We start from the raw sequence: 14,560 nt of genomic DNA, 5'->3' as shown, positions 1-14,560 counted from the left end.
CATTTCGGATTACCAGGGCAATCCGCTCTCTACTTACAATTCTCCTTCCTGTATTCCACCGGCGTCATATTTTCCGAAGCCCTGAATACCTTGGAAAAGTAATTGGCATTGGAATAGCCGCAGCGCTCCGCGATCTCCGAAACCTTGATATGGGGATTGCAGAGAAGCTTTTTAGAAAGGTTCAGACGGTAGTCACTGATATACTGCTTTACGGTAACGCCGGTTTCCTTTCTAAACAGCACATTCAGATGTGCCGCCGAAAAATGCATATCCGCAGCGATATCCGTGACAGACAGCTCCGCTTCCCGGCAGTGCTGCTCTATATAGGTAATGGTATCACGCACCAGCCGGGAGTACTGTGTTTCCTGCTCCCTGTGGATGCCAAAGGCCTCCAGGAGCCTGTCAAACAGCTCCATCACTTCCGCCATTGAAGAGGCCTCCCGGATTTTCTGTTCCGCATCCTCCTCCGTATCAATACCCTCCACCGACAAAAGCAGCGCGTTCTTCTCCTGTATCAGAAGTCTGGCAAAGGCGCTCATCAGCATGACAATGTCCTCCTGCCGGTAGAAGCCCTCCCCGCATATTTTCTCCGCCAGCTCATGCAGCCAGGCGGTTACCTCTCCGGCGTCTTCCTTGAGGATTCTGTCAAACTCCGCATAGAGTCCCGGATTGAGCTTTTTCATCTCAGGAATGCCGTCTTCAATTTCAAATATCCGCCTTTCACTTTTAAAAAAGGACTGCTCTGCATTCAGAAGCGCAATTTCTGAGCTTGCCGCCACAGCCATCAGATTGTCGGTTTCAAAGCCTATGCCCAAACACAGGCCTTCCTTCAGTCCGGCCATCTCACGGCATTTTTCCCTGATTCGGCTTTGCTGAAAAGCGCCGAAAGCGCCGAGGAACAGATATTTTCCCCGATCCAGCATGGTCAGCAGATAATCTATTCCCGTATCCTTCCAGAATTCGGCCGCTAAAGGCTCCAGTTCTCCGGCATTCTCCTCATTTTTGTTCCAGAGTACTGCGGTCAGATAGCCTGCTTTTTCCGGGAAACCGACCTCGCAGCAGAGCTTTTCGATCAGCGCTTTGTCCTTGGTTTTCAGCTTCAGCATGTTTAAAAGCCGCTGGCGTTCCAGCTTCTGCCACTGGCCCTCTTTTTTCTCAAAGAGCTCTTTTTCCCGGACAAACGTTACGGCCTTCTTCACCGCCTGCTCCACCTTATCCAGTTCAATCGGCTTTTCCACGAATTCCACCGCATCCAGGGAAATCGCCTTTTTCAGGTATTCGATTTCCATGTAACCGCTCATGAACAAAAGCTTGCTGTCAGGGCACTGGCGTATCAGCCGTTCCGCAAATTCCAGACCGTTAAGCTTCGGCATACGGATATCGGTCAGCACGATGTCCGGGCGGAACCAGCCCGATATCGTCAGCGCTTCCCGGCCGTCCTTCGCCTGCATAATCTCGTCAATCCCGTATTTTTCCCAGGGAATAGATTCAATCAGCCCTTCTCTTGCATAATCCTCATCATCCGCAATCAGTAATCTCACTGTGTTTCCCCCTCTCCCGTCTTTTTCCCGATTCTTATGCTGACGCAGGTTCCCACGCCCTGCGTGCTTTCATAGGTAATGCATTTGTCCATATTATAAAACAGGGTCAGCCGTGTCTCAATATTGCTGATGCCGTACTTGCTTCCCTTATGCTTCCGCTCGTTCTCCTGCCCTGTCGCCATGCCCACGCCGTCATCGGTTACGGACAGGAAGATTTCATCGTCCTCTTCCCAGCCGCTGATCAGGATAGTTCCCCGGCCGCTGCTTTTTTCCATGATTCCATGGACAATGGCATTTTCTATCAGGGGCTGCAGCGTAATTTTGGGGATCAGGAACCTGCGTATCTGGTCGTCCACATCGATCTCAAACAGGATTTTGCCCCGGAAGCGCTTCTGCTGGATGGCAATGTAGGCTTCACAAAGCTCGATTTCCAGCCCGATGGTGATGATATCCTGCCCCTTATTCAGTATCAGCTTGTAATACCGGGCCAGGGAAAGCACGGTTTCCCTGATATTATCCATCTCATTCCGGGAGGCCATCCAGTTGATCATATCCAGGGTGTTGTACAGAAAATGCGGGTTGATCTGGGACTGCAGCGCCATCAGCTCGGCCCCCTTCTTTTCCTGGCCCAGACGGTATTGCTCCTCTAAAAGCATGCGGATACGGCGGATCATATAATTGTAATTGCCAATCAGCTGGCCCACCTCGTCCTGTCCCTCTTTTTCATCCAGAGTTTCCAGTTTTCCTTCCCTTACCTTTGCAACCGTCGTGGACAGCTGCAGGATTCTGGCGCAGACCGAACGGGCGATCAGCCACACCGCCGCCAGAAGCGCTGCGCAGACAGCGGCAAAGAATATGACCGTCCACATCCCGGTTTCCCAGAAAATCCCCTCCACCGTATCTGAAGGCATTACCGCAAAAAGAATAAGCCCGCTGTCCCCGATTTCATCCCTTCTGGCATAATATTCCCTGCCGTCCGCCCGGACCTTTCCGCCCTCCTTAAGGCAGGCATTTTCCAGTTCATCAGAGGGTGCTATTTTTTCATACAGGGCTCTGTCGCTGACGGTCATCAGCTCCCCCTGGGCGGACTTGATATAATACACTTCTTTCTGTGGGGTATTCAAAAAGCTTTCCTTCAGCTTATCCGCATGGATATATACATGCATGCTTCCCAGGTTCTTGCTGAAATCCTCCAGATTGGTCACGGGGCGGATGAATATCAGGTACTGCCCGTTTTCCCCGTTCTTCTCCATTTCCCCGGTAAGCCATACCGGCCGGTAGCCGTTCTTTTCCATGAGCGCATGGATTTCCTGGCCGCGTTCACTGTCCCAGTCCCTCACATAGCCGGAAATGCTGTCGGCAAAGGGATAATCGCCGTCCAGATAAAAAAGGCAGGAATCATAATCCGTGCCGTAATATATGTTTTCAATCCAGTCCCAGGCCGACTGCAGCTGTACATACTGCTGGCTGAAGCCTTTGCTTTCCATGAGGTTCTTCAGATAATAATTCAGGTTTTCATTGCCGATAGCCATTCTTGTGATGCTTTCCACCCGCTCCAGACGCTCCTCCAGCATGGAACGGGTCTGCTCAAAACGCTGTCTGGCCAGAAATTCCTGATTGATTTCCGTGGATGCGTAAAGCTGCCGGTAGGATACCGCAAAGGCCGCCCCCATGGCTGCCAGACAGGCACAGGAAAACAGCAGGAACATTTTTATGGTAAGCGAAAGATCGCTGAATTTTCCCGGAAAGAAATGCTTACGTGGAATGCTTCCACTCCATTTCCAGCCGGACAGTCTATTCCGAAATGAAATATCCTTCATGATTCTGTGCCCTCCCGACGCGTGTTTTAATTACGCCAAAAGCCTTCCCGCGATCCGTCTGCCGGACCGCAGGAAGGCGGTGCCTGTCTTTAGTTTGCCGTTTTGCTGTAACTGTACGGTATCTTCCCAGTTACGATTTCTTTTCCTTGAATGCAGTAAGCTGCCGCTGCATTTCCTCTATATATTTCTGGATGCCGGCCTTATCCAGCTGTGCAAGCACGTTTTCATAATCCCCGTTTCTGTCCTGTGTTACACCGCAGAGCAGAGGTGTCATATACTGTGCCTTTACAGATTCCAAAGCCGCTGTTTCCGAAGAAAGTGAGGAAGCATCGAAGATAAATCCATCCAGAGGGCTGAATTCCTCCGGGGTAACCCGGGTTGCGTCCATCTGCTCCTGCCAGTAAGCGTTTTGGCTGGGAACCTCTTCCTCCATATAGCCGTCAACCAGCCCGGTCCAGGAGGGTTTTATATTTGCCGCATCGATTCCTGCCGTGGTAATTTTTCCTTCTTCCCTGCTATAGTTTTCACCTTCCACTCCCCACCTGAGCAAATCATAATAGTCCTGATCCGTATGGGCTTTTTCTATAAACTGCAGGGCCTTTACCGGCTCCTTGCATTTGGGGTTTATGGAAATACATGTGGAATTGGATACGGAAGGAAGGTATACGGGAGCTTTCCCGAAACCATAATCATACCAGCCCATTTCCCATTCCGGATTTGTTTTGCTGATTTCGTTCACGGTCGCCGTCAGTGACCATGCCGGGGAATTGGTGGTAGTCACCTTTTTGTCCGCCTTTACCAGTTCAGAAATTTTATTGCCTTCATTTGCGCTCGAAGCCAGAATATCGTGATCGATGATTCCGTCTTTGTACCATTTTTCCATATATTCCAGCATGGTTTTGTATTCCGGTGTTTGTGTCCTGTCTAACACCGTATAGGGATCGTCAATGGAAACCACCGTATAAGGAGTATTCATATAACTGTCAAGCTCCAGATATTTGCCTGCGGCCAGAATATTCCATACACAGGACCAGATGCGGCTGTCCATTACCACCGAGCTTTCCGGATATTCATCCTTTGCTTTATACATGTACTGTTCCATCGTTTCCAGGCTGTTGATTTCCGGAAGCCCCCAGCTCTTGCGGAGATCCTCCCGGTACATGAAGCCTTCATTCGCAGCTACGCTGTCCGTTGCTTTTCCAAACTGCGGAATCCCGTACAGCTTCCCTCCGATTTCACAGCTTTCCAGCGTCCTATCGGAAACCACGGAATAATGGGCCACCAGATCAGGCACTTCACTGAGCAGGGGCTTCAGATCGAGGAATGCATTTTTAGTCGCCATCACCTTATAATCTGAAAAATTGCCGCCCACATACAAATCGTATTCGCCGGAAGCGATGTTCAAATTGATTTTATTCTTTTCATCACCCCAGGGGATAAAATCAAACCGTACCTTAATTCCCAGATCCTTTACTGTAAGGGCATCCAGCTGCTCATAAAATGTATCCATGCCGGACGCCGGCTCATTTCCCATGGTAAATGCTTTTAAGGTAACAGCTTCACCGGATTCCTCCGCGGACTGTTCCTGCTGCACTGTCTGTTCCGTACTGCCAGCATCTGCAGCGCTTTCACCGCCTGCCGTTCCTGCACCGCCTGACGTATCTGCCGTACCGCAGCCTGCCAGTGACGCCGCCAGAACTGCCGCCGTCCCCAAGGCTACCGCTTTTTTCCATACATTTTTCACCGTAATCATTCTTCTCTTCATACCCGAACCTCCTTTTTTATTATACATCAGGCCCATTCGGCCTGTCTGCATACCACTTGAAAAAATAGCTATACGTATTCCTGCCTCAGCATCAGCCCTTAACGCCGCCAATGGTAAGCCCTCCTACAAAATACCGCTGTACAAACGGATAAAACAGCAGCACCGGCCCAGTGGCTATAATTGCCGTCGCCAGCTTCATCGTCTCACCAGGCAGGGAAACAACGCTGTCCACCAGCCCTTTCTCACTCATCATGGCGGACAGGTTCGCCATCATGGACTGCAGAAAATACTGCAGGGTATACAAATCCGTATTTTTGATATACAGATTGCAGCGGAACCACTCATTCCAGTAGCCAAGGGCCAGAAACAGGCCGATGGTAGCCACCGCAGGCTTTGCCAGCGGCATAATAACCTTATAATAGATTTTAAAATCACCGGCGCCGTCAATCCGCGCAGATTCCACCAAATCATGGGGAATGCTTTTCACGAAATTGCGAAACAGGAAGATATTGAACGGATTCATGACCGCCGGCAGGATCAATACCCAGATATTGTTGTTTAAATGCAGGATATTCACATTCACAAGATAGGAGGGAATCATTCCCGCTGAAAACAGGGTGGTGAAATAAATAAAAAATGCAAATTTATTTCTGTGCTTAAAGTCCGGCCGGGATAGCACATACCCGCTTACAGAGGTCGTCAGCAGCCCGATTGCAGTTCCGGCCAGGGTAATGAAAATAGTCACAAGGTACGCCTGGGGAATGGAATTCCCCATATGAAAAACCGACCGGTAGGCGTCCAGGGTAAATTCCTGCGGCAGCAGGGAATAACCGTTGACCGCAATCGCAGATTCGCTGCTGAAGGAGCCTGCCAATATGAAAATAAACGGAATCACGCAGGCCGCGGCCAGCAGGGAAATAAAAAGCATGCTCAGGCCATTGAAAACTGCCGCCTTCCAGCCGTGCCGGATATGTACATCGGCCTGTACCCGGCCGTCCATCATTTTTCTTTTCTTTTTCATTTAAGTCTCCCCCTAAAACAACGCATTTTCCGGACTCACCTTATTCACAATCCGGTTAACCACCATGACCAGCACAAATCCGAATACTGACTGGTACAACCCCGCGGCCGCCCCCCGCCCCATGTTGAAATCCACTGCCAGGGAACGGTAAACATAGGTATCTATAATATCCGTTTTATCCAGCAGCAGGCCGTTGTTCCCCACAATCTGGTAAAACAGCTCAAAGGAGCCTTTGATAATCCCTCCCAGAGCCAGCATAATCAGCATGATCGCCGTAGGCTTCAGCAGCGGAAGGGTGATATAGCGGATTCTTTTCCAGTTGGACGCACCGTCCACATAGGCCGCCTCATAGATGCTTTCGTCAATTCCAAGAATGGCCGCCATATAGACCACGCTGCCATAGCCCAGCCCCTTCCACACCTGCACCGCCACGATTATGGCCGGCCACACCTGTGGATTCTGGTAAAAATCAAATTTTTCAAAGCCAAGGGCTGTAATGATATTATTCGCTATGCCGTATTTGTAGCTGAAAATGTTATAGACGATAACCCCTATGGTAACCATGGACACGAAATAGGGCATAAACATCAATGTCTGGGAAACCTTTACAAAATATTTTCTGTGTATCTCCTTCAGCAGCACGGCCACCGTTATCTGCGCCAGGTTGCCGATTAAAATAAAGGCCAGGTTATACAGTATCGTGTTTTTCGTCAGCTTCCAGATGATGGAATCCATGCCTCCTGAAAAAAGGAATTCAAAATTCCGGAATCCGCAGAACGGGCTTCTCAGCCCCTGCATGAAGTCATAATCCACAAATGCATAATAAAGGCCGGGCATGGGAAGGTAACAGAAAAGCAGGAAGAAAACCACCATGGGAATCAGCATAAAATAGTAGGTTTTATGACGGCGGAAATCATCAAAGGGCCTTTTCTTTTTTACTGCCGCCTGCATATTATTCTTTTTCATAAACTCTCCGATCCGTGCGTAAATACACACCTGCTGCTTTTTGAAACCGCTTTGCTTTCTTGCTTATATTCAGGATAGCGGATCCGGGCAGCGGAAAAAATATGACTTTTTGATTAAAAAGGGTAATTTTTGAATAACCGGCATGGCCCGGGCATGCGTCAAACGATCTTCAGACCAGGCTTTGTGGGTAATTGATACACTTTCCATCCCAGAGTTGTAGAATGGAAAACTTCAACAAAAAAAGACAACCTTATATGATTGTCTTTTTTGCATATACTTATTAAATTTTACTTTATTAATTATCTGCTTTCTTTTCTTGCCTGGAGTCCTGTTCCGCCTTATTCCTTACACCACTTTTTCCGCTCCACCATCCGTCCCATCAGGAATGCAATTATCCCCACTCCGATCCCGGTCTGGACGCAGAATAAAAGACTTTCAACCTCGCCCGGGATTTCCCCGTTCAGGGCGGTTTCAAAGACAGGCGTGAACCAGGGCTCATATTCCCCGGCAATCTCCTCTATCTTCTGGCTCCCCGCGTCGTCGGAGCCGCCAAATTCCGCTCCTTTCCTGGCAAACAGCGGCACCACCACAATCAGTATCACCAGGACTATCAGTATTATTGCTGTTTTCGCTTCTTTTTTCATGGATTTACCCCTTTCATACCGCAGGCAGGCCTGCGATACTGCATTAATAAGTAGTTTGAAGGAACTTTCAAACCTTTGCCTCCAGTATACCGCAGGGAAAGCCCGCGGCATCAAAGCAATCTCTGCCTTCACAGCTGCCTCTGTTCTATCATTTACCGGCCTTCATAAAACCGATTGCCTTTAACTCCGGCTTCGCATAGTTTTCCAGCGCCATCATAATCAGTACGGTCAGCAGGCCTTCAACAACGGCCAGCGGCAGCTGGGTCGGTGCAAACACGCCGAGGAATTCCAGGGCGGATGCAAATACGCCTCCCTGCGTGCTGGGATATGCCAGCGCAAGCTGTACGCTTGTTACACAATAGGTAAAAAGATCCCCGAAGAAAGCGGCGAGGAAAATCCCGGCCATCCTGTTCACCTTACATTTTTTGCACAGCAGATAAATTCCATAGGTAACGAACGGCCCTGCAATCGCCATGGAAAAGGTATTGGCTCCCAGCGTTGTCAGTCCCCCATGCGCAAGCAGAACCGCCTGGAACAGCAAAACAATAATGCCCAGTATGCTGACGGTGCTGGGGCCGAAAAGGATTGCGCCCAGGCCGGTCCCCGTCATATGGGAACAGCTTCCTGTGACGGAAGGGATTTTAAGTGCGGACAGGACAAATATGTAAGCGCCCGCCATAGCCAGCATAGTAATTGCCTTTCTGTTTTCCTGAAACAGCCTGCGTATGGTAAAAAACCCTTTTACCAGGAACGGCAGGCAGACAACGCCCCAGGCGATGCAGAAGCCGACCGGAAGGTAGCCCTCCATAATATGCATGGCATTGACCGTTGGGTAAACCGCAAAGGCAACAGAAAATGCAATACTCAGCTTCAGGATTTTCTTTTGTTTCTCTGTCATTCTTTTGAATCTCCTCTCTCATTTTTACAGGCAGCGATCCATTCCGCCGCCTGCTGCGGGGTGGACGGATATCCCTTTCGATCCGCCACCAGTTCATTTTGAAGCAGTGCGTCCCAGACCTCCATGATGGACGGCTTTTTTAAATGGGCCCTTTCCATCATTTCCTTTTGGGCAAATATTTCAGCCGGCGTTCCGTCACCAATCAGCATTCCGTCGCAAAAAACAAGAATCCTGTCTGCAAAACGCCAGGCGAAATCCACATCATGTGTTGCAATCAGCAGAGTTTTTCCATCCTCATGAAGCTTATTCAGGATATCCTCCACCCTCTGCGCATTCATTGGATCCAGCGCAGCCATCGGTTCGTCAAATATGAGCAGCTCAGGCTCCATCGCCAGAATATCGGCAATGCTGACCTGTTTCTTTTCCCCTCCGCTCAGATAATGCGGCGCACGCTGCTGCAGATCTTCCAGGCCGAGATAGGAAACTGCAGCATCCACCCTGTGTATTACCTCACTGCGTTTCAGGCCCAGATTCATGGGCCCGAAGGAAATTTCCGCCCGTACATTCGCCGCGATAATCTGGCTGTCCGCATCCTGGAAGACAAAGCCTACCTTTTTGTGCAGTAGGTTCAGCTCTTTTTTCCCTATTTTGCTTCCGCCAAGAAGGATTTCCCCGGAATCAGGCTTCAATACCCCGTTCAGATTCAGGAAAAAGGTGGATTTTCCCGCTCCGTTCGAACCCATCACCGCAATTTTCTCACCACGCCTGATTATGAGATTCACATCTTTTAAAACCGGTTCCTCCCCGTAGGTAAAAGACAGTCCCTTTACCTGCAGCAATACTTCATTTTCCATATGCTCTCCTACACAATAACCGCGACAGCCAAAAGGACAATCAGGTAAAACCCGGTAAAAACAAGCTGTCCTCCCGCGGGCGGATTTTCTTCCGATAAAAATTCCAGCTTCCCGTCATATCCTCTTGACAGCAGGGCATCGTAATAAGCATTCGCTTTTTTTAACGATACAAGAAACAGGTTCCCCGCTATCTGGGCAAAGCTTTTGCAGGACTGGCGGAAAGAATGGTAGCCCAGCCGCGCTTTCGCTGCGATCTGCATTTGCTCCGAGACATCTATCAGGATAAAAATATATCTGTATATCAGGTTCATCAGTTCAACCAGCAGGCGCGGGAGGTGAAGCCTCTGAAGCACCAGAACCAGTTCGCTGACCGGCGTGGCAAGGGACATCATATATAAAGCGCTCATTCCGGCCATTGCCTTCAGGAACACCCTGCCTGCCAGAACCAGGTTTTCCTGATAAAGGCATATCCAGAAAAAATGGGCCGGAAGATTCCAGTCCCCCAAAGGCGCACGGCCAAATTCCACGGCAATCGCCGCTCCGCTGAAAACCATAAAGGCAAGAGGCACCGTCATAAAATGTATGTAGGCCTTCCATGGTATTTTCCCTTTCACCAGCGTAAGCGCTCCCATGGTGAGTATCACGTAAATGGAAACCGCCGGCTTATCGAAGGCTATTACCAGGCAAAGCGTCATGACCGCAAGAAACATTTTCAGCCCTGCATTCCAGCTGCGCATTCCTGAACGATATGCATAATAATCTATTTTCATCCTATATTCCCTGTATGTCCGCGACCCGGCCCGCGCAAATGCATGTGCCGCCTGAATCACAGCCTCTTTTGAGCATAAAAAAACCTGCTTGTACACAATCGGACTGTGCGTACAAACAGGCAACAAAAATAAGGCCCTCAAAAGGGCTTATTTTATAAGTTCCTGTCCATCGCAGTCCCTATAAACACAAATAAAAAGGCAGGTCTTCTGACTTGCGCATCCTCACATTTTTTCGTCTTCCCATTTTCACAGTGACCGCCTTCCGGCTGAAAAAATGCTCCGCGTATACAGCGACGGGATCGTCCGGGATTCCCACCCGGTTCCCTATTATCCTGAACTGCGGCAAAAACCGCATCAGGCACCTTTTTACTTCAAATTTCCATCAGTATATCATTCCTTATAAAATTTAGCAATGACAATTTAAGATTAAAGCCGCTCCGGGCAAAACCACTCCGGCACATCCCTCCTGAAATTATCAAACCACCGCAAAACATCCTTCACGTGCTTCACAGCATACGGAAGCTCATCCTTCTGCAAATAATATGCCCAGGGCACCATAATAACCGCGCCCACAGCCAGATAATAGGCAAGCAGCTTCCAAAATTGCAACGGAGGTTCCCCTCCAAAATATCCCCGGATCAGTCCCGTAACAAAATGTGGATGCACATCGGTAAGGCCTATGCTGCCAAACTCCTTCCAGGGATCTGCATAATTATCAAAATCAAGCAGCTCCCAGTCGATTACAGACACCTCACCCGCATCAGATATCATCAGATTGCCAATATGGTAATCCCCATGCTGGAGGCACTGCGGCCTGCCGTTAAGCAAATGCCTGTTATTCTCCACAAAGGCAAGCAAAATATCGCTGCCGTCAATCCGGATCCCGCAATCCGAAGAAGCCTTTATCCGGCAGTCGTTTTCACTAAAATACCTTTTCTGCCAGGGTTCCAGTTCCGGCGCAGGTATCGTGTGGATAGTCCGCAGTATCTCCCCGGCTTTTATGCCGATATTATATTGCTTCATTTCAGGCAGAAACGGCAAAAGCTTTTCCCCATTCCTTCCCTCACACCAGGTCAAAAGCTGATAAACGCATCTCCCGTCATCACAGCTTCCGAAAGCAACGGGCCTGCACATGGGAATGCCAATGCTGTCGGCTTTCCGCATTCTATCAAACGCCGCTTTCTTCTGTTCGTACTCCGCTTCATCCGACAACCGCAGCAAAAAGTGCCCGCCGTCTGAAGTCTCCACATGAAATTTCCTGTCACCCGACAGACCTTCCGCAACTGTTTCATAGCTTTTTATATCCAGCTTTTCCATCAGTTCCCGGCATATTTTCGCACCTGTATCTTCCTGCTCCTTTTCCGCCCATCCTGCATCCATCATTCCATCCCCCCTGCCGTTTCAGTCAATCCCATACAAGGCACGAATGGCATTCCCAATCCGCCTGATCCCCTCCACAATTTTCTCCTCCTGCGTATTGGAAAAATTAATCCGCATTGTATTGCTTTTTCCGCTGTTGGGATAAAAGGAATCTCCCGGAACAAAGGCCACATCCTGCTCCAGGCATTTTTCAAGAAGCTTGGTCGTATTCACTTTTCCATCCAGCTCCACCCAGAGGAAAAGGCCGCCCTCCGGATTCGTGTATTTGATATTGTCCGGGAAAAAACGCTCAATTGAATCCACTGCCGCGTCACGCCTTCTGTGGTATACCTCCCGTATTTTATCAATATGCTCATCAATATCATACTTTTCCAGGAAAGAAGAAATAACCATCTGCGCCACTGTATTACACTGCAGATCCACGCCCTGCTTCACCAGCACATATTTGCGGATCACCTCTTTTTCCCCTGCGATCCAGCCAATCCGATAGCCGGGGCAGAAAATTTTGGAAAAGGTTCCTGTACACAGCACATTCCCCTCTTTGTCAAAAGATTTTACAGAGGGCAGGAAATCTCCTTCATACCGTAGCTCCCCATAAGGATTGTCTTCAATGACCACAACGTTATATTTTGCCGAAAGCTCGGCAAGCTGACGCCTTCTTGCCAGGCTCCAGGTCCGTCCCGTAGGATTCTGGAAATCCGGGACAATGTATATCAGCTTCGCCCCCGGATTCTCCTCCAGGGCCTTTTCCAGCCGGGAGATTACCATCCCATCTTCATCCGTTTCCACCTCGGCAAATCTGCAGCCGTAAGCCCGGAAAGCGCTGATGGCCGCCAGATACGTGGGGCTTTCGCACAAAACCACATCCCCTTCCTCCAGAAAAACCTTTCCGGTAAGATCCAGCGCCTGCTGTGACCCATGGGTAATCATTATATTGTCCTCGTCAAAAGACGTTCCCAGCCGGGAGTTCATCCGTTCCGCAATCCATCTGCGCAGCGGCTGGAAGCCTTCTGTGGTCGTATACTGAAGGGCCTGCTCTCCGCAGCAGTCCAGCACATAATCGTTGACCTCCTTGATTTCCTGAATGGGAAACAGCTCCGAGGCAGGCAGGCCTCCGGCAAAGGATATGACCTCCGGCCTTTCCGTCAGCTTCAGCAGCTCCCTGATTTCAGAAGCCCTGATATTGGATAATCTTCCTGCATATCTGTATTCCATAACAATCTCCTCCTGCCGTTTTCCGAAAACGGCACTTTTTTATATCACTGCCCCCGCAGTGGTTTTTCTTATAAAATAGGACTGATTTCACCGTCTGAAAATGCTCCGTCCTCTTTTTCCGATACCGTCAGCTTCCTGATAACCTCGCATAAAACCCTGATCCCCTCCGCAATTCTGTTCCTGGGAGGGAAGGTGTAGTTCAGCCGGATATAATTTTCCCCCTTCTGTCCCGGCAGATAGAAGGGCGTTCCCGGAAGGACGGCAACGCCGTTTTGCGCCGCCTGGGTGGCGAGCAGATCCGCAGGCAGCCCCTCCGGCAGCCTGCACCACAGGTAATAGCCCCCGTCCGGGTGATTCCAGGTGAGGCCCGGCGGCGCATAGGTTTTAAGCGCATCCATCATAATATCCCTTCCGTCCCTGTATTCCCGGCGGATCAGGGAGAGATATTTTTCCATTTCCCCGCTGGCAATAAAGCGTTCCACGATCAGCTGGGAAATGCAGCTGGAATGCAGATCCATCAGCTGGCGGATATTGGACAGCCTGTAAATCAGCTTTTTATTCGCCCAGATCCAGCCCAGCCGCAGCCCTGGATAAACGGTCTTGGAAAAGGTGCTCAGGTATATGACATAACCGCTCTTATCCATGGATTTTAGCGGGGTCATTGTCTGTCCCTCATAGCACAGCTCACTGTAAGGATCATCCTCCAGCACCGGCACCCCGTATTTATTTATCAGCTCCAGGAAGCGGATGCGCTTGGAGGTGCTCATGGAAACGCCGCAGGGATTATGGTAGGCCGGCATCGTGTAAATCAGCTTTGGCCGGTACCTGGTCAGCAGCTGCTCCAGCACATCCACATTCATCCCGTCCTCTTCCATGGGTATCGCCATCAGCCTCGCCCCCAGGGAGCGGAAGGCCTGGATCGCCGGAAAAAAGGAGGGTTCTTCAATAAACACGATATCCCCCGGGTTGATAAAGGCCCTCGCCACCAGATCGATACCCTGCTGCGCCCCGGAAACTATCATGATTTCCGAAGGCTGGCAGAAGCAGGAACGCTTCTGCATGTAAGAGCTCATCACCCTGCGGAAGGAGGAAAAGCCTGCCACCGGTGAAACAAGCATGCTGCTCTGCCTTTCAAGCAGCTCCTCCCCGATGCCCTCAAAGGCCTGTATGGGCGGATTCTCAAAGGAGGCAATACCCGCCGCAAAGGAAATCACATCCTTTCTGTTGGCTATTTCCAGGTATTTATTCACATCGAAGCCGTCACTGTTTTTCAGATAATCACTGAACAGGTGATCCCAGATGGGTTCTCCGGGATAAACTGCTTTCACCGGTTCCTCACCGCACGCCCGGACGGCAATCGTCCCCCGTCCCACATGGGACGCCATCAGTCCGTCCGCTTTCAGCTCCTTATAGGCGTTCAGCACCGTGGTGCGGTTTACGCCCAGCGCCTCCGCCAGCTGGCGTTCGGATGGGAACTGGTAGCCCTCCGGAATTTCCCCGGAGGTGATCTGCGCCCGGATCTGTTCCACGATCTGCTGGTAAAGCGGTAATTTTTTTGATTTGTCTATCTGAAGCTTCATAGATATTCTCATCTGCCTTTATTTTTATTGGTTGGATCCAATTTTATTTTATACGTATGATTTTATTGATTCAACATCCAATTTGGTTTATTTTTATACAGCCAAT

Annotated in this window: 12 protein-coding genes and 1 riboswitch; all 12 genes read right to left on the bottom strand. The window is 49.9% G+C overall.

Annotated elements, in window-relative coordinates; all coding sequences use genetic code 11:
• Positions 1-29 precede the first annotated feature (29 nt).
• Positions 30-1,541: a response regulator gene (locus DXC51_RS22590; protein WP_117545493.1), complete on the bottom strand. Its 1,512-nt coding sequence runs from the start codon at positions 1,539-1,541 to the stop codon at positions 30-32.
• On the bottom strand, positions 1,538-3,361 hold the full coding sequence (locus DXC51_RS22585) for a sensor histidine kinase (protein ID WP_021640027.1): 1,824 nt from the start codon (positions 3,359-3,361) through the stop codon (positions 1,538-1,540). The genes DXC51_RS22590 and DXC51_RS22585 overlap by 4 nt, the downstream gene beginning before the upstream one ends.
• A 130-nt stretch (positions 3,362-3,491) precedes the next feature.
• On the bottom strand, positions 3,492-5,126 hold the full coding sequence (locus DXC51_RS22580; protein WP_181970172.1) for a DUF3502 domain-containing protein: 1,635 nt from the start codon (positions 5,124-5,126) through the stop codon (positions 3,492-3,494).
• Between the two features lie 91 nt (positions 5,127-5,217).
• On the bottom strand, positions 5,218-6,147 hold the full coding sequence (locus tag DXC51_RS22575; RefSeq protein ID WP_243003256.1) for a carbohydrate ABC transporter permease: 930 nt from the start codon (positions 6,145-6,147) through the stop codon (positions 5,218-5,220).
• A gap of 12 nt (positions 6,148-6,159) precedes the next feature.
• Positions 6,160-7,113 carry an ABC transporter permease gene (locus DXC51_RS22570; protein ID WP_021640030.1) on the bottom strand — a complete coding sequence of 318 codons (954 nt, stop codon included), beginning with the start codon at positions 7,111-7,113 and terminating at the stop codon, positions 6,160-6,162.
• 338 nt (positions 7,114-7,451) lie between these two features.
• On the bottom strand, positions 7,452-7,757 hold the full coding sequence (locus tag DXC51_RS22565) for an energy-coupling factor ABC transporter substrate-binding protein (RefSeq protein WP_117545500.1): 306 nt from the start codon (positions 7,755-7,757) through the stop codon (positions 7,452-7,454).
• A 148-nt stretch (positions 7,758-7,905) separates the two neighbouring features.
• Complete coding sequence (locus DXC51_RS22560; RefSeq protein WP_117545491.1) at positions 7,906-8,655, bottom strand: energy-coupling factor ABC transporter permease; 750 nt, start codon at positions 8,653-8,655, stop codon at positions 7,906-7,908.
• Entirely contained in the window at positions 8,652-9,509 is an 858-nt protein-coding gene (locus tag DXC51_RS22555) for an energy-coupling factor ABC transporter ATP-binding protein (RefSeq protein ID WP_117545490.1), read from the bottom strand. Before DXC51_RS22555 ends, DXC51_RS22560 begins: the two co-directional genes overlap by 4 nt.
• An 8-nt stretch (positions 9,510-9,517) precedes the next feature.
• Positions 9,518-10,279 (bottom strand): cobalt ECF transporter T component CbiQ, encoded by a 762-nt coding sequence (cbiQ, locus tag DXC51_RS22550; RefSeq protein WP_117545489.1) that lies wholly within the window; start codon positions 10,277-10,279, stop codon positions 9,518-9,520.
• Between the two features lie 180 nt (positions 10,280-10,459).
• A riboswitch (cobalamin riboswitch) is annotated at positions 10,460-10,656 on the bottom strand.
• A gap of 49 nt (positions 10,657-10,705) precedes the next feature.
• Positions 10,706-11,662, bottom strand: coding sequence for a phosphotransferase family protein (locus DXC51_RS22545; protein ID WP_117545488.1), 957 nt, complete (start codon positions 11,660-11,662; stop codon positions 10,706-10,708).
• A gap of 18 nt (positions 11,663-11,680) precedes the next feature.
• Entirely contained in the window at positions 11,681-12,874 is a 1,194-nt protein-coding gene (locus DXC51_RS22540) for an aminotransferase-like domain-containing protein (RefSeq protein ID WP_117545487.1), read from the bottom strand.
• Positions 12,875-12,942: 68 nt separating this feature from the next.
• On the bottom strand, positions 12,943-14,454 hold the full coding sequence (gene pdxR, locus DXC51_RS22535) for a MocR-like pyridoxine biosynthesis transcription factor PdxR (RefSeq protein ID WP_102289748.1): 1,512 nt from the start codon (positions 14,452-14,454) through the stop codon (positions 12,943-12,945).
• Positions 14,455-14,560: the final 106 nt, after the last annotated feature.

Source organism: Eisenbergiella massiliensis (assembly GCF_003435485.1).
This window is presented reverse-complemented; position numbering and strand designations above follow the sequence as displayed.